The organism is Photorhabdus sp. RM323S, from assembly GCF_042879375.1.
Lineage (GTDB): Bacteria > Pseudomonadota > Gammaproteobacteria > Enterobacterales > Enterobacteriaceae > Photorhabdus > Photorhabdus tasmaniensis.
Map to the genome: position 1 here is coordinate 90,375 of NZ_JBHFKZ010000005.1, position 15,518 is coordinate 105,892.

The following is a 15,518-nucleotide window of genomic DNA, read 5'->3' on the forward strand; positions in this document are numbered from 1 at the left end:
TCAGCTGTCCCTGCTCAGTTTTGATTTATAGTGGCGGCGTGGCCGTGTACGACGACGGACAATATCACTGCCCAACGCAGAAATCATACTCCGTTGTTGTGATGCGTTGGCTTGCTGAAATTCTCCCCACCAGTGAGCAAGCTCTTTTAGCTCATTGCGGCTTTCGACATTGGCACGCAGTTCCAGCAGGTCATAGGCGGCACGGAATTTAGGGTGTTCCATCAGTTTGTTTGCCCGTCTGCCGTGGCGGCGTGGCAGACGTAACTGCAATTGCCAGATATCACGCATGATGGTTGTCAGGCGCTTGGGAATGGCGATAGAGTGGCACTGTTCGTCCAGAATATCATTCATTGCCAGGGCGAAGGAGTCGTAGTAAGTCAGACCACTTTCCTGAGACAGCTTTTCCGCATGTTCAACCAATGGATACCAAAGCATTGCCGCGAACAGAAACGCTGGGTTAACCCGTTTATCATTTTGTAACCGATAGTCGGTATTCTTCAAAACCTGAGTGAGCATATGTTCCATAGGCGAATCGTTATTTTCGGTGAAATAGCGTTGAACCAATGGGAATAGCGGTTGAAACAGGCGATATTCGCGCAGAAGTTTATAAGTGCTGTAGCCTTGACCTGTTTGCAACAGTTTTAACGACTCTTCAAACAGACGGGCTGGCGGAATATTACTCAGCAGAAAAGCCAGACGAGAAATAGGCTCGGCGGTATCTTCGCTGATGGTCATATTCAGCTTGCTGGCGAAACGAACTGCACGCAGCATTCTGACCGGATCTTCCCGATAACGGGTTTCTGGATCGCCAATCAGGCGGATAACACCGGTTTCCAGGTCATTAAGACCACCGGCATAATCACGCAGAGAGAAATCGTTGATACCGTAATAGAGGCTGTTAATGGTGAAATCACGGCGCATAGCATCTTCTTCAATTGAACCGAAGATGTTATCCCGCAGCAGCATACCGCTCTGAGCCTGTTGTGACTGATTTTTATCGTCAGAATCAGTCTGTTCGTGTGGTCCACGGAATGTTGCGACTTCAATCACTTCCGGGCCAAACATAATATGGGCTAAACGGAAGCGGCGTCCAACCAGACGGCAGTTGCGAAATAACTTACGAACCTGTTCTGGTGTTGCATTGGTTGCAATATCAAAATCTTTCGGTTGTGTACCGAGTAGTAAGTCACGGACACCCCCGCCGACCAGATAAGCTTCAAAGCCGGATTTATTTAAACGGTAAAGCACTTTCAGGGCATTTTCACTGATATCTTTGCGGGAAATATTGTGCTGCTCCCGTGGAATTACCGTTATTGGTAAATCCAAATGAAGATCCTCCTGTTCAACCTTCCTTTGTGTTTTCACGTTGGATGAGGATTGAAGGGGGTTTTGGTGATTAGAGTGAAGAGTTACATACTCTTCCTGAGTAGAATGGTCAGATACGGTGACTGGCCTTTCACTGGCTGCCTGTAGTTCGCGGTTAATTTTCCCCTCGCGGATCAATAGATTACGGCAGAAATTTGCTACTCGGTTAAAAATGGTACACCTCGATAAGTAACTAATCATATAAAACGAATAAAAAACAGCAGCTAATCATAGCCTACTGTGTATTTTTTGAGAATGGTTGTTATGACTAACCTTAACTTTATTCACGTTACCTGTATATTTTACCTTGCCGTGGAATTCGGTCCAGCTCCCAACATGCTATTGCTTTTTGCAACAATTGATCGCGAGGCAGATCTTGCCAGTTTTTTATGACAGGCTGATTAAGGAAAGATAATGCTGCAATCAATAACGGCCGGGGATCGTCCAATGGGATTGGCTGAGCATAATTTTGTTTGGAAAGTTTGTTGCCGTCCTTATTCAGAGCCAGTGGCAGGTGAATGTAATCAGGTATTTCGAGATTTAATTGCTGATAAAGTGCAATTTGGCGGACAGTCGGCTCAATTAAATCAGCGCCTCTGACTACCTCAGTCACACCTTGGTAATCATCATCAATAACGGCCACTAAATTATAGGCAAATAGACCATCACGACGATGAATAATAAAATCTTCTTCAGCCATGACAGGATCGGCGTTTAGGTATCCCTGCAACTTATCTTGAAAACCATAAACCGGGTGATTTTGTTTTAGTCGGATTGCTGCATGATTAACAGGCAGGTTTAATTCACGACAGTTTTTGTCATAAAAACCATTAACTTGCTGAATACGTTGACGGGTACAGGTGCAATAATAGCTTAAGCCCTGTTGTTGCAACTGATTAAGGATATGGCGGTAAGCTTCATGGCGCTGAGATTGATAGAGGATCTCATCATCCCAATGTAACCCATAATGCTCAAGTGCGTGGAGAATACGGCTAGCAGCACCGGGAACCTCCCTGGGCGGATCAATATCGTCAATGCGTATCAGCCACTTTCCCTGACAAGCTCGGGCTTGCAAATAGCTGCCAATTGCGGTGATTAATGAACCAAAGTGAAGATCACCAGAAGGTGAAGGGGCGAAACGCCCAATATAAGCGCGGGGACGTTCAGGTTTTATCATATAGGGATCAGCTGGGGTTGTTCGTACGGTGCCTTTAAGGCACCGTATCAAAGCACCATTAATTAGCCGGCCATCTGCTTTTCACGGATTTCAGCCAGGGTTTTACAATCAATACACAAATCTGCGGTTGGACGAGCTTCCAAACGACGGATGCCTATCTCAACGCCACAGGATTCACAAAAACCGAAATCGTCATCTTCGACTTTTTTCAGTGTTTTCTCGATCTTCTTAATCAATTTACGCTCACGATCACGGTTACGTAATTCAAGACTGAACTCTTCTTCCTGCGCTGCACGGTCAACTGGGTCTGGGAAGTTCGCTGCCTCATCTTGCATATGAGATACAGTACGATCGACTTCATCCCTGAGTTGATTGCGCCATGCTTCAAGAATTAGCTTGAAATGCGCCAACTGGGCATCGTTCATGTATTCTTCACCTGGCTTTTCTTGGTAAGGTTCTACCCCAGCGATGGCGAGAATGCTTAAGGACGAGGTTTTACGTTTTTGCCCTTCTTGCATAATACTTCTCCTAACACACGCACTATCAAACGAACCCCTAGCGGGGAAAAAAACAGGCCGCTATAAATAGCAGATGGAGCATGGGTTGGCAATTGTTCCTGTCATTAGTTTCACAATGGTGTGAAGACAAACATATTGAATGACTTTACATCCTGCACAACTTGACTGTAAATGTTAGGTCAATCAATAAATTAACTACTTAGTATAAAAGTTAACTTATCGCCTAAAACCATCTCTTTTTCTGTAATGCGTGCCTGGTAACAGATAACTTCGACCCCAGAGTTTCGCGCTTGTTCCAAAAGAGATGAATAATTATGATCAATATGTGCAGCCGCCGCGACCTGTTTGATGCCTGAATGTAAGACAGCAAAAAATAAAACGGCCCTTTGCCCTTGTTCTGCTATGAGTTGTAATTCCCGTAAGTGTTTCTGCCCACGGGTAGTGACAGCATCGGGGAAATAGCCACAATTCTCTTGGAGAAGTGTCACTGATTTCACTTCGATATAGCAGTTAACGTGCTGTTCTGCCTGTAACAACAGATCTATCCGGCTGTTCTCTTCGCCATATTTTACTTCCCGGCTGATTTTTTTGTATCCAGAAAATTCTGAAATGGCATTTTGTTGAATCGCCTCGGCCACTAAATCGTTTGCTCTGAGCGTATTGACACAAATCCAGTGACCATCCTGTGTTTCGGTCAATTCCCAACTGTTGGGATATTTACGTTTTGGATTGTCAGATGTGGAATACCAAATGGTATCTCCTGGTGTCGCACAGCCGGTCATCGCGCCAGTGTTGGCGCAGTGGATGGTCAGCGTTTCGCCTTTCGGTGTTATGACATCAGCCAGGAAGCGTTTATAGCGACGAATGAGAGTGGCAGATTGTAAGGGGGGATGAAATTCCATAAAACTCCTTAATGGCTGATGGCATAAGATTGAAACAGGCAATGCTACAATGTTGGCCGTTGAAAGTTAACTTTCTTTAATTGGAGTGTTTGTGTCTTTATTGCCTGTATACGAGGTTGTCGAATCTGTCCTGAGTGCGCTGAAAAGCTCACCGCAGGTGCTGCTTCATGCCCCAGCCGGTGCCGGGAAATCTACGGGTTTACCACTGGAAATTCTGAAAAAAGCGGATTTTTCCGGGCGTATCATTATGTTAGAACCACGGCGGATTGCCGCTCGCAGCGTTGCCAATCGTCTTGCGGTTCAACTGAATGAAAATACCGGCCAAACCGTGGGTTATCGAATACGCTCAGAAACGAAAGTGAGCACGGCTACCCGTCTTGAAGTGGTAACAGAAGGTATTTTAACCCGGATGTTACAGCAAGATCCGATGCTGGAAGGTGTTTCACTGGTGATTCTGGATGAATTCCATGAGCGTAGCTTACAGGCTGATTTAGCACTGGCATTGTTGCTGGATGTACAGGCAGGGTTGCGGGATGATCTGCGGATTTTGATCATGTCGGCTACGTTGGATAATCAGCGGCTCTCTTCTTTATTACCTGATGCGCCGGTGATTATTTCTGAAGGGCGCAGCTTTCCTGTCACCAGAAATTATCATCCCTTACCTACTCACCAACCTTTTGAACAGAGTGTCGCCACTGTTGTATTACGGTTACTCCAGCAAGAGCACGGTTCTGTGCTGTTGTTTCTGCCGGGGAGTGGAGAAATTCAACGGATATTTGGACTGCTTAAAGGAAAAGTTTCTGCCGATACCGATCTTTGTCCGTTATATGGTGCTTTGTCGTTGGTTGAACAGCAAAAAGCTATCGAACCTTCACCGTTTGGACGCCGTAAAGTCGTTCTGGCGACTAACATTGCGGAAACCAGCCTGACGATTGAAGGTATCCGGTTGGTGGTTGATAGCGGCCTTGAGCGTACAACACGTTTTGAACCCAGAAATGGACTAACCCGCTTGATCACTCAACGTATTAGTCAGGCTTCTATGACACAACGGGCTGGCCGCGCAGGGCGGTTGGAAGCCGGAATTTGCTGGCATCTGTTCAGTCAGGAACAGGCAGAAAGAGCAGCAGAGCACAGTGATCCTGAAATCTTGAATGCTGATCTCAGTAGCTTATGGCTCTCCTTATTGCAATGGGGATGTCGTGACACTTCCCAATTACACTGGCTGGATATGCCTCCTGTGGCGTCGCTGGGGGTAGCCAAATCGCTTTTATTACAATTAGGTGCGGTAAGCCATCACAATCAGTTGACGTCCAGAGGCAGGAAAATGGCGGAGTCTGGCAGTGATCCGCGCCTTGCCGCGATATTATGTGCCGGTTTGGAACAGGGAACCGATGCGTTGGCAACCGCCGCTGTACTGACAGCGATTCTGGAAGAACCGCCTCGTGATGGTCAGCCGGATATCACTTATTGGGTTGAGCAGCGCCAGACTCAGTGGTTACGCCGGGCAAAACAGCTAGCCAGAAATATGGGAGAGACTTTTGGAGAGCCAGCCAGTGGATCAGCTGCAATGTTATTGGTTTACGGTTTCCCTGACAGAATAGCCAAAAACCGGGATAAGCATAGTCGTTTTCAATTGGCTAATGGTCTGGGTGCGATGATTGATTATGAAGAAAAGTTATCCGGTGAATCCTGGCTGGTGGCGCCTTCGCTATTGCAAAATAGCAGGGATCCCGATGCTCGCATTCTGCTGGCTTGTCCATTGGATATTGAACAATTGGTACAGCAGCAGCCGGATTTATTCAGTGAACAAAGTGTCGTTGAATGGGATGACAATAAAGGAACATTGCGGGCATGGAAACGGCTGCAATGTGGGAGTCTAGTAGTAAAAGCACAACTATTGGCAAAACCTTCAGCTGAACAATTACAACAGGCCCTGCTAAACTGGTTACGTAGTGCAGGATTACAAGCGCTGAATTGGTCACCTGAGGCTATGCAATTATGCACCCGTATTCAATGTGCGGTTAAATGGTTGCCTGAAATACAGTGGCCAGCAGTAGATAATGATTCTTTGATGGATTCTCTTGATCATTGGTTAATGCCGTTTCTTGTTGGTGTGTGTGATTTGAAAGGTTTGAAACAGATTGATTTGTTGCCGGCATTGGAAAGTTTACTGGACTGGCAACAGCGCCAATGTCTGGATAATGAACTGCCTATTTACTACACTGTTCCTACCGGCAGCCGGATGGCAATCAATTATTTCAGTGATAAACCCCCTGTATTATCCGTGCGGATGCAGGAAATGTATGGAGAGCAGCAAAGTCCATCGTTGGCAAAAGGGCGGGTAGCATTGGTGCTTGAATTATTATCGCCGGCCCAGCGGCCATTGCAGATCACACAAGATTTGGCTGCTTTTTGGCAGGGAGCATACCGGGAAGTGCAAAAAGAAATGAAAGGGCGTTACCCAAAACATCTATGGCCGGATGATCCGGCAAATACAGCACCAACCCGGCGGGTAAAAAAATATTCGCAGTAGAATTTAACAACTTTCTTGTAGGCGAATAAATTCATTAAAAACGATATGAATACCCATTATTCAGCATTTGAATGGCTTTGGAGAATTTTGGAATGTCTGATGAAGATCATCAACCAATCGGACGTAAAGGCAAGAAACCGGTATCCCGCCGTGAATCGCCATCGAAAAGACGGCATTTGTTGGATGATTATAATGATGGCTACGAAGATGACGACTACGATGATGAAGAGGATCAACCCATGACAAAAAGAGGAATGTATTCCCGTCCACCTAAGAAAAAGTGGCGTTGGTTCTGGCTGTTATTCAAAATATTTATTATTTTTGCTGTATTGCTGGGGGGATATGGTATTTATCTGGATGGTAAAATCCGTGACCGTATTGACGGAAAAGTCTGGGATCTGCCTGCGGCCGTTTATGGCCGGATGGTCAACCTTGAACCGGGTATGAACTACAGTAAAAAAGAGATGGTACATCTGCTGGAAGGGATGCAGTATCGCCAGGTGACAAAGATTACCCGTCCTGGCGAGTTTTCTGTCAGAGGCGAAACCATTGAAATGCTGCGCCGTCCGTTTGATTTCCCTGATAGCAAAGAAGGGCAGATCCACGCTCTTTTGACTTTCAGTGATAACCGTCTGGCAGGGATCGAAAATATAGAAAACCAACGTCAGTTTGGTTTCTTCCGTCTTGATCCGAAGCTGATTACCATGTTGCAGTCACCCAATGGCGAACAGCGGTTGTTTGTGCCACGTTCTGGTTTTCCTGAGTTACTGGTCAATACTTTGCTGGCGACAGAAGACCGCCATTTCTATCAACATGATGGTATCCGTATCCTGTCTATCGGGCGTGCGGTGCTGGCTAACCTGACGGCAGGGCGTACCGTTCAGGGGGGAAGTACCCTGACGCAACAATTGGTCAAAAACCTATTTTTGACCAATGAACGTACGTTGGTGCGTAAAGCCAATGAAGCCTACATGGCGATTCTGATGGATTACCGTTACAGCAAAGATCGTATCCTCGAACTGTATCTGAACGAAGTTTATTTGGGGCAAAGCGGTGATGAACAGATCCGAGGGTTCCCGTTGGCGAGTCTTTATTATTTTGGCCGCCCGGTGGATGAACTGAGTTTGGATCAGCAAGCGTTGCTGGTTGGCATGGTGAAAGGCGCTTCACTCTATAACCCGTGGCGTAATCCGAAACTGGCTCTTGAGCGTCGTAACGTGGTGCTTAAACTTTTGCAAAATCAGCAAATTATTGACGAAGATCTGTATAAACTACTGAGTGCCCGCCCATTGGGGGTAAAACCGAAAAGTGGTGTCATCACGCCACAGCCTGCATTTATGCAACTGGTTCGTAAAGAATTGCAGGACAAACTGGGCGATAAAGTGAATGATTTATCTGGCGTGAAAATCTTTACGACTCTGGACCCAGTATCCCAGGACGCGGCTGAAAACGCGGTGGAAGAGGGAATTGCTAACCTGAGAAAAACCCGCAAAATTGCTGATCTTGAAGGGGCAATGGTGGTGGTTGATCGCATTAGTGGTGAAATCAGGGCGATGGTCGGCGGTTCTCAGCCTCAATATGCCGGATTTAACCGGGCGATGATGGCGCGTCGTTCAATTGGTTCGCTGGCAAAACCCTCTACTTACCTGGCGGCATTGAGTGAACCTGATCAATATCGGTTGAATACCTGGCTGGCGGATGAACCTCTTGCGGTAAAACAGCCGAACAGCAAGGTTTGGGAACCGAGAAATTATGACCGCCGTTTCCGTGGGCGTGTCATGTTGATAGATGGGTTGGCGAGTTCACTGAATATTCCGACGGTGAATCTTGGATTGGCTGTTGGCCTTGATCATGTAAGCAACACACTGATCCGGCTTGGCGTTCCGGCAGACGTTATCCAGCAGGTTCCAGCAATGTTACTGGGTTCTCTCAGCTTGACGCCGTTGGAAGTCGCTCAGGAATATCAGACGATGACCAGTGGCGGCAACCGCGCAACGCTTTCTGCATTACGTTCTGTCATTACAGAAGAGGGTACGGTGATATATCAGAGCTACCCGCAGGCTGAACGGGCTATACCGGCTCAGGCGGCTTATCTGACGCTGTATGGAATGCAGCAGGTTGTGGCAAGAGGTACTTCTCGTTCTCTGACAGCTAAATTTGGCCGTTATAATCTGGCAGGTAAAACCGGTACAACCAATGATCTGCGTGATAGCTGGTTTGCGGGGGTTGATGGTAAAGAAGTGGTGATTTCATGGGTTGGCCGGGATAACAACGATCCGACTAATCTGACTGGTGCTACTGGCGCGTTAAATGTTTATCGCCGTTATCTGGAAAATCAGACTCCACTGGTATTGAATAATATTCCACCAGAAGGGATTGTCGATATGGCTGTTAATGAAGATGGTAGTTTTAACTGTAGTGGCAGTGGTTGGAGAACATTACCTGTCTGGACCTATGATCCACAGAGCCTGTGCCAGCAAACAGTAACGCCGGAACCTGTTCAGCAACAAGAGCAAGCACCGGGCTGGTTGCGCGAGATGTTCGACCAATAATGAATATTTGATGAGATGAATGGCAAGGCGCTGATCTTTTGGTCAGCGTTTTGGTTTTCTGAGTAAAGTAGAGCGCTGTTTATCCCACAGAGCTGTTCACTCCCTTTTTACCGATTTTCCAAACATACCGCGTTATTATCTTTTTGGTCTTATATTTGTTATGTGATTGTATCTAAATTGTTATAATTAATAAGTTATCACGCCCATCATAGACAATAAAATCAGCAACTTTCGGAATATTCCTATATGTTTTTTAGGTGAAATCTGATGAATTATTGATCATACGTATTAACTCATGGTGATAATGATATGACGATAATTTCAATGAGATCCACTCTCCATACTGTAAATCAATGGAGAATTGAATAGATGGCAATAGGATATTTCTTGCTCGTTGGTGATAAGACAACCTGTGGCGGACAGATTATCACCGGTGACCACACCATGACATTTAATGGGCGGGCAACGGCTCGTGAAGGGGATAAGGTTACCTGTGGCAAACATCCCGGTACTTACACAATTGTCGGTGGTGTATCTGATGTGTTTGACATGGGACATAAGTTGGCTGGCACATTGGACAGTGTGAGTACTTGCCCCTGTCGGGCCCGGTTTATCAATTCGGAGATGGACAGCTATGAGAAGCAGGAGCAGCCCAATCATCAGGCTACAGCGCCTGCTAATATGGCGACCCAGAATTTCTCGTCGCGGGTGAAGGAAGCGGGAGATGTTCAGCCCGAACCTCCTGTGACTAAGGCACCTCTGATACCGGTGTTTGCGAAATCCTGCTTGCGGGGTAAAGGTTGTACGGATGCCGGAACCGAAGCCGAACCCGCGGATAACTTCGGCAGAATGGCGATATATCAGGTGCCATCATCTCCCACCTCGGTGACGCCACCAAAACCAGAACCCCCTCCGCAAGGTAAGAAACACCCGCCTGAACTGGATAAACAGCAGGATAAAAGATTACCGTGGTATAAGCGGTGGTTCCGTGGTGGTAAAGATAAAGCTGAAGCAGCCGCAACTGCTGTGGCTGCCACTGCCCGCAGCGCGGTAGCGGAAGGGGAAACTCTGGTGATGCGTTACATTGGTGGTGGTGCCATCAGTGCGGGGCGTTGGCTGGCGGCACCGAATCCGGTAACGGTTGGATTAATGGGGCTGTTTTATTCACCGAAGTTGAATGAAGGTGAGGAGGATTACTTAACCCCGTATCGTTTGAGACAGATAGCGGAACAGTACGGTAAAGCTTCTACCCGTGTACGTTTTCGCTGGATCAGAGATGAAAAAAGCGGCAGGATGATGGTTCAGGGATATTACGTCAGTCCGGAAGGCGGTTTGGATAAAGTACCGGTTCATATGATGGAACTGAATCGGACCACTGGTAATTACGAGTTCTGGGAACCGGGAGAAAACCGGCCGACGATTTTATGGACACCGAACGAACAGGAATTCAAAGTTCCAGCCCATACTGGGAATGAAGAACAACCGCTTATTCCGTCGCAAATAACTGTGTTGCCGATCCCGGATAAAGTGGGCAGCGATATTGAATCGTTGCCAATGCCGGAAGAGAAGGATTTTCGTGATTATATTCTGATCCTCCCCATTCCTAATATGCCGCCGGTGTATGTGTATTTGAGTAAACCGGCGGTGAAACCGTTGGAAGTGGGAGAATATCAGGATCTGGCTGGACGTAGCCGTAATGATGGGTTGGATATTGATCATATTCCGTCTCAGGCGGCATTGAGAAAGTATTTGACAGACAAGTATGGACATAAACTATCTGGGGATCAGTTAGAAGATATCCTGAAAAAAGGGGTTTCTATAGCTATTCATAAGCGAATACATCAAAAATATAGTGAAACCTATGGTGGTCGTAATTCTTTGACTAGACGGTCTCAAGATGCCTCTGACTTGAAAACGGCAGTAGATAGTAATTTTAATGCGCAACTACCTGCTTTAAAGGAAGAGGGTTATACCGATGAGCAGTTAAGCAAAGCATTGGAAGAGCTACACCGATTGAACAAAGAACAAGGGTGGTATGAATAATGATAGATATTATAGCGATGATAAAAAGCTTGGGACTGACGGCGGATTTTTTGGTTGAAAAAAAAATTATTTCTGCGGGAAAATTTAAATATATGTTTGAGGGAGATGAAGAATTTTTTTACAAACCTGAATCGGGTATGAGGCTTGTTTTTGATGATGTTTCAAAGCAGCTAAAATCTGTACAAATTACACTTATTAACGCTTATGAGGGTAGTGGAGAATATAATGGAGAATTGCCTTATCCATTTTTACACTCAATGGATAGAACAATTGTTAGAGCCCTTATGGGGGAACCAGATTCTGCTGGTGGCCCAGAAAAAATCCCTGTCATTGGCATTGTTGGTGGATATGATTCTTATACACATAAGCTGAATGAGCAATATCCTAATATGGAAATTCGTCTTCTCTATTTAGCTGATCTAAGGGTACATGCATTAATATTTGAACGTTTTGAATAAACGCCTTGCTGGAGTGTTTTTCTACTTTTATTGGATAGCGGTTAATAAGCCGTTATCCATGTTTATATGCTAGCGGTAAGATATGAATAAGAGGTTATATAAATAATGGCGATCAACATTAAAGCATTAATAAATAGCTTAGGAAAATCTTATCAGAAAATTTTTGGCGATACTTGCGGGTACAAGGGGGTGAGTACGAATACGATGAATATCTTCAATTACACTATTAACTTGATTGTCAATGGTAAGCCATCTGATATATTTTCCCTCAGATGATCCGGTACCGTTGCCGATGTCTTTAAATCCCTCATCCGTCAATATTGCACTTTCTAGACTGTTTTCCAGTAGATCGCCCATGATATTGTCTGTAAAAAGCTCCATCCCACAATGAGTATGATGAATTACAAACCACTCTTTTGTTCCAAAAAGTTTATAAGAAATGATAAGAGAGCGAATGGCATCATCACTGGCTCTTCCGCCTGCGTTACGAATAACATGGGCGTCACCTTCAGATAAACCTGCAAATTTTGCCGGATCCAACCTGGCATCCATACAAGTCAATATGGCAAATCGTCTGACAGCAGGTAAACCAAGGCTTTTTTTATCATCATCAAAAGTTGCTGCATATGCAATATTAGCATCACTTATTTCTTTGATAACGCTGCTCATCCTCTCTCCTTCATATTTTCTGGTTTAGTAAATTGTGATGTGAGGCAAAAGATAGAAAAAAACTCAACTGCTTAATAACGCCGGGACATCCATGTAATAAATGAATATGAGTCTGAAAATACGGTATTAATAAACGAAATTTATGAATAATATGTACTCGTATCCTTCGTACTGGTCAAGTGAAACAGGGCGTTTTTTTGAAGGACAACGGATTTATAACTTACCGTTAAATCGATAGCTTTATAGCATCATGTTTGGTCTATATCTTGATATATATCAATCAATATCAGGCGGTTTTATGGGCCATGTAGCTAAGTTGTTTATGAATGGGAGGAGTCAAGCGGTGCCAGCAAGTACAATCTCGTGATCCATCCAAAGGATGGAAATAATGAGCGCCGTAGGAAGGTAGGAATACGGCGCTATTATTTAAAAAAAGAAATTATTTCAGTTTTGCAAAGCAGCGAGCAGCAGCATTAATTGTACGCTGAATATCTTCATCAGTATGAGCGATAGACATAAAACCCGCTTCAAATGCGGAAGGTGCCAGATAAATACCTTCGTCAAGCATCAGATGGAAGAAATGTTTAAAACGTTCAATATCGCAATTCATCACATCCTGATAGCAACTGACTGTTTCAGCATCAGTAAAGAAAAAGCCAAACATACCGCCGACATGGTTAATCACCAGCGGAATGCCAGCCGCTGTTGCTGCTTTAGTCAGACCCGTAGCCAAGTTATCTGTCAGCTCAGTCAAGCGCTGATGTACACCAGGTTGAGCGACTTCTTGCAAACAGGCAAGACCCGCAGCCATGGCAATTGGATTGCCGGATAAGGTTCCTGCCTGATAAACCGGGCCGGTTGGTGCTAATTTTTCCATCACTTCATGACGACCACCGAACGCGCCAACGGGCATACCACCTCCGATGATTTTACCAAGGCAAGTCAGATCAGGTTCGACATCGTAATAAGCTTGGGCACCGGATAAGGCGACGCGGAAACCGGTCATCACTTCATCGATAATCAGCAGAGCACCGAATTCATCACACAATGCGCGCAGGCCGGGTAGAAATTCTGGCAGTGGCGGCACGCAGTTCATATTACCGGCAACGGGTTCGACAATAATACAGGCTATCTCTTCAGGATATTGTTCAAATGCTTCCCGCACTGAGTTCAAATCGTTATAGGTACAGGATAGTGTATGTTTGACGAAATCAACCGGAACCCCCGGAGAGTTTGGTTGGCCGATAGTCAGCGCGCCAGAGCCGGCTTTTACCAGCAGGCAATCAGCGTGGCCGTGATAACAACCTTCGAATTTGATGATCTTATCGCGGTGGGTATATCCACGAGCCAGACGGATAGCACTCATGGTCGCCTCTGTGCCTGAGTTGACCATGCGCACCATATCCATTGATGGCACCAGCTCAGTCACTAATTGAGCCATTTCTACTTCAGCGGCAGTGGGTGCGCCAAAACTTAACCCTTGTTCGGCGGCTTTGATGACTGCATTACGGATAGCGCTGTGGTTATGTCCCAGTACCATAGGGCCCCAAGAACCGACGTAATCAATATAGGCTTTGCCATCAACATCATAGAGATAGGCGCCGTCAGCGTGTTTGATAAACAGCGGCGTACCGCCAACGCCATTAAATGCACGTACCGGGGAGTTAACACCGCCGGGAATAAGCTGTTTGGCCTGAGAATAGAGGATTTCGGATTGGCTCATTAAAAGGCTCCTGAATGTATCTTTGAGTAGGTTTATCGCTTGTCCCGTTGATTATAATGGTCTTAAAACGATAATTCCGGGTTTATTCTTTACGTAATCAAGGAATGGCGAATCGACCACTTTTTTATTGGCGGCAAGTGAAGACGCATTTCTAAACATTGGACCATTATCTGTCATAATAAAAATCCCGGTATGCGTGACATCCAGCCCGGCAAGATGTGTATATATTCCTATATAATCTCCTGTCTTTAAGCGTTTAATCACGGAATCATTCACTTTATTACCTGGAATATATTTAATATCTCGGTTGATAACACTAAGTCCGGGAATATATTCGCCGCCATCTGCTTTTCTATTCAGACTTTTTGTGATTTCTATATAAGAATGACTTATTTCCTCCGTCACATCTTTGGCGTTTAATTTTTCTCTGGTTGACCAGTCGGTGAAGAAATGTTTTCTTTGTAAGAAACTGATTTTTCCGTCGATATACCTTGTCTGGATGAGATTCTTGATAAAATCCTGTTGGTCATTTGATTTCCTTAGCGATTCTACGTAGTCAAGAAAAGTAAAACAGTCCAGACCGCTAAAATCTATAATTAATTTTTCCGGTTCAGTTGGGGAGCCGACCAGTTTGTTTGCGGCATAAGGTGTACCCAGGAACTGATAAGATATATTTTTTATCATTTCACCAGGATTGTCTCTATTTCCCGGTTTTACCTGGTTTTCTATGATGTCATTTATTTTCTTCGAGGTATAATTGTCAATATCGACTGGCTTACTATGAGCGACACACCCAACCAGGGTGATGACTAGCATAAGTGGCAATATTTTTTGCATAAGAACTCCGCATAGTGACTTTGATAAATATTTAACAAAGTAACCAATAATATTGATAAATCAATATTTTTTCCTTCTTTTTGTTAATTGAGTGACTAACGGTTTAACGCTATATGACGGCTGACTACCCTGATTGAAGCTAGCGTTTGTTGCTAAAATAACATCATTGATGGTAGCCAAATGTGTGATAATTCTTTACTGGTTTGTGTGTTACCAAAATGACAAAACTTGAACGAATCAATCAGGTATTGGATAATTCGAACTATTAATAATCGGCAAATTTTGTGGTCTTCTAAATATTTTTGCCGGGTTCCGGTTTGGAGTAAAAAATGATGGGCGATGATATAGCGTTACCTTTGCAGTTTACAGATGCTGCCGCCAGCAAAGTGAAAATCCTGGTTTCGGATGAAGAAAACCCAAACCTGCGTTTACGGGTTTATATCACAGGGGGGGGGTGCAGTGGTTTCCAGTATGGCTTTACCTTTGATGATCAGATCAATGAAGGGGATATGACCATTGAGAAGCAGGGTGTCGAGTTGGTTGTTGACCCGATGAGCCTGCAATATTTGGTTGGTGGTTGTGTTGATTATACCGAAGGTCTGGAAGGTTCACGTTTTATCGTTACGAACCCTAATGCGAAGACCACCTGCGGTTGTGGTTCTTCTTTCAGTATCTAATGCCCGGCAATCTCTCGGAATGGGTCTGCGAATAATATGACCCATTTTCGGATACTCTTGTCAT

At 45.0% G+C, this 15,518-nt stretch carries 12 protein-coding genes; 5 read left to right on the forward strand and 7 right to left on the reverse strand.

What is annotated here, in order from left to right:
* From pcnB to sfsA, 4 genes are all read right to left on the reverse strand, one after another.
* Positions 1-1,503, reverse strand: coding sequence for a polynucleotide adenylyltransferase PcnB (pcnB, locus tag ACGF7G_RS04115; RefSeq protein ID WP_387463712.1), 1,503 nt, complete (start codon positions 1,501-1,503; stop codon positions 1-3).
* A 151-nt stretch (positions 1,504-1,654) separates the two neighbouring features.
* Positions 1,655-2,542 carry a tRNA glutamyl-Q(34) synthetase GluQRS gene (gene gluQRS, locus ACGF7G_RS04120; protein WP_133813491.1) on the reverse strand — a complete coding sequence of 296 codons (888 nt, stop codon included), beginning with the start codon at positions 2,540-2,542 and terminating at the stop codon, positions 1,655-1,657.
* A 62-nt stretch (positions 2,543-2,604) separates the two neighbouring features.
* Positions 2,605-3,060 carry an RNA polymerase-binding protein DksA gene (gene dksA, locus ACGF7G_RS04125; RefSeq protein ID WP_036840254.1) on the reverse strand — a complete coding sequence of 152 codons (456 nt, stop codon included), beginning with the start codon at positions 3,058-3,060 and terminating at the stop codon, positions 2,605-2,607.
* Positions 3,061-3,251: 191 nt separating this feature from the next.
* Positions 3,252-3,962, reverse strand: a complete 711-nt coding sequence (gene sfsA, locus ACGF7G_RS04130; RefSeq protein ID WP_387463713.1) for a DNA/RNA nuclease SfsA — start codon at positions 3,960-3,962, stop codon at positions 3,252-3,254.
* Positions 3,963-4,053: 91 nt separating this feature from the next.
* Here sfsA and hrpB point away from each other — a divergent pair, with 91 nt between their 5' ends.
* The 4 genes from hrpB (at position 4,054) to ACGF7G_RS04150 (ending at position 11,548) form a co-directional block, all read left to right on the forward strand.
* Positions 4,054-6,495 carry an ATP-dependent helicase HrpB gene (gene hrpB / locus ACGF7G_RS04135; protein WP_387463715.1) on the forward strand — a complete coding sequence of 814 codons (2,442 nt, stop codon included), beginning with the start codon at positions 4,054-4,056 and terminating at the stop codon, positions 6,493-6,495.
* A 92-nt stretch (positions 6,496-6,587) separates the two neighbouring features.
* Positions 6,588-9,047, forward strand: a complete 2,460-nt coding sequence (mrcB, locus tag ACGF7G_RS04140; RefSeq protein WP_133813494.1) for a bifunctional glycosyl transferase/transpeptidase — start codon at positions 6,588-6,590, stop codon at positions 9,045-9,047.
* Positions 9,048-9,416: 369 nt separating this feature from the next.
* Positions 9,417-11,090: an S-type pyocin domain-containing protein gene (locus tag ACGF7G_RS04145; protein ID WP_387463716.1), complete on the forward strand. Its 1,674-nt coding sequence runs from the start codon at positions 9,417-9,419 to the stop codon at positions 11,088-11,090.
* The gene (locus ACGF7G_RS04150) at positions 11,090-11,548 is read left to right on the forward strand and encodes a DUF6392 family protein (RefSeq protein WP_133813496.1); all 459 of its coding nucleotides are present in this window, start codon (positions 11,090-11,092) and stop codon (positions 11,546-11,548) included. Before ACGF7G_RS04145 ends, ACGF7G_RS04150 begins: the two co-directional genes overlap by 1 nt.
* A 138-nt stretch (positions 11,549-11,686) precedes the next feature.
* Here the strand turns inward: ACGF7G_RS04150 and ACGF7G_RS04155 are convergent, their stop codons facing one another.
* The 3 genes from ACGF7G_RS04155 to ACGF7G_RS04165 form a co-directional block, all read right to left on the reverse strand.
* A complete protein-coding gene (locus tag ACGF7G_RS04155; RefSeq protein ID WP_387463718.1) occupies positions 11,687-12,217 on the reverse strand; it encodes a beta-class carbonic anhydrase in 531 nt (176 codons plus the stop codon).
* 439 nt (positions 12,218-12,656) lie between these two features.
* The gene (gene hemL, locus ACGF7G_RS04160; RefSeq protein ID WP_387463719.1) at positions 12,657-13,940 is read right to left on the reverse strand and encodes a glutamate-1-semialdehyde 2,1-aminomutase; all 1,284 of its coding nucleotides are present in this window, start codon (positions 13,938-13,940) and stop codon (positions 12,657-12,659) included.
* A gap of 51 nt (positions 13,941-13,991) precedes the next feature.
* Positions 13,992-14,777 carry a DUF1460 domain-containing protein gene (locus ACGF7G_RS04165; RefSeq protein WP_387463720.1) on the reverse strand — a complete coding sequence of 262 codons (786 nt, stop codon included), beginning with the start codon at positions 14,775-14,777 and terminating at the stop codon, positions 13,992-13,994.
* Positions 14,778-15,109: 332 nt separating this feature from the next.
* Here ACGF7G_RS04165 and erpA point away from each other — a divergent pair, with 332 nt between their 5' ends.
* Entirely contained in the window at positions 15,110-15,454 is a 345-nt protein-coding gene (gene erpA, locus ACGF7G_RS04170) for an iron-sulfur cluster insertion protein ErpA (protein WP_133814231.1), read from the forward strand.
* Positions 15,455-15,518 lie beyond the last annotated feature (64 nt).

Bases quoted from the DNA above. Each gene is read 5' to 3' on its own strand.
- sfsA (WP_387463713.1), bottom strand. From the start codon at position 3,962: ATGGAATTTCATCCCCCCTTACAATCTGCCACTCTCATTCGTCGCTAT.
- mrcB (WP_133813494.1), top strand. From the start codon at position 6,588: ATGTCTGATGAAGATCATCAACCAATCGGACGTAAAGGCAAGAAACCG.
- ACGF7G_RS04150 (WP_133813496.1), top strand. From the start codon at position 11,090: ATGATAGATATTATAGCGATGATAAAAAGCTTGGGACTGACGGCGGAT.
- ACGF7G_RS04145 (WP_387463716.1), top strand. From the start codon at position 9,417: ATGGCAATAGGATATTTCTTGCTCGTTGGTGATAAGACAACCTGTGGC.
- ACGF7G_RS04155 (WP_387463718.1), bottom strand. From the start codon at position 12,217: ATGAGCAGCGTTATCAAAGAAATAAGTGATGCTAATATTGCATATGCA.
- ACGF7G_RS04165 (WP_387463720.1), bottom strand. From the start codon at position 14,777: ATGCAAAAAATATTGCCACTTATGCTAGTCATCACCCTGGTTGGGTGT.
- gluQRS (WP_133813491.1), bottom strand. From the start codon at position 2,542: ATGATAAAACCTGAACGTCCCCGCGCTTATATTGGGCGTTTCGCCCCT.
- hemL (WP_387463719.1), bottom strand. From the start codon at position 13,940: ATGAGCCAATCCGAAATCCTCTATTCTCAGGCCAAACAGCTTATTCCC.
- dksA (WP_036840254.1), bottom strand. From the start codon at position 3,060: ATGCAAGAAGGGCAAAAACGTAAAACCTCGTCCTTAAGCATTCTCGCC.
- erpA (WP_133814231.1), top strand. From the start codon at position 15,110: ATGGGCGATGATATAGCGTTACCTTTGCAGTTTACAGATGCTGCCGCC.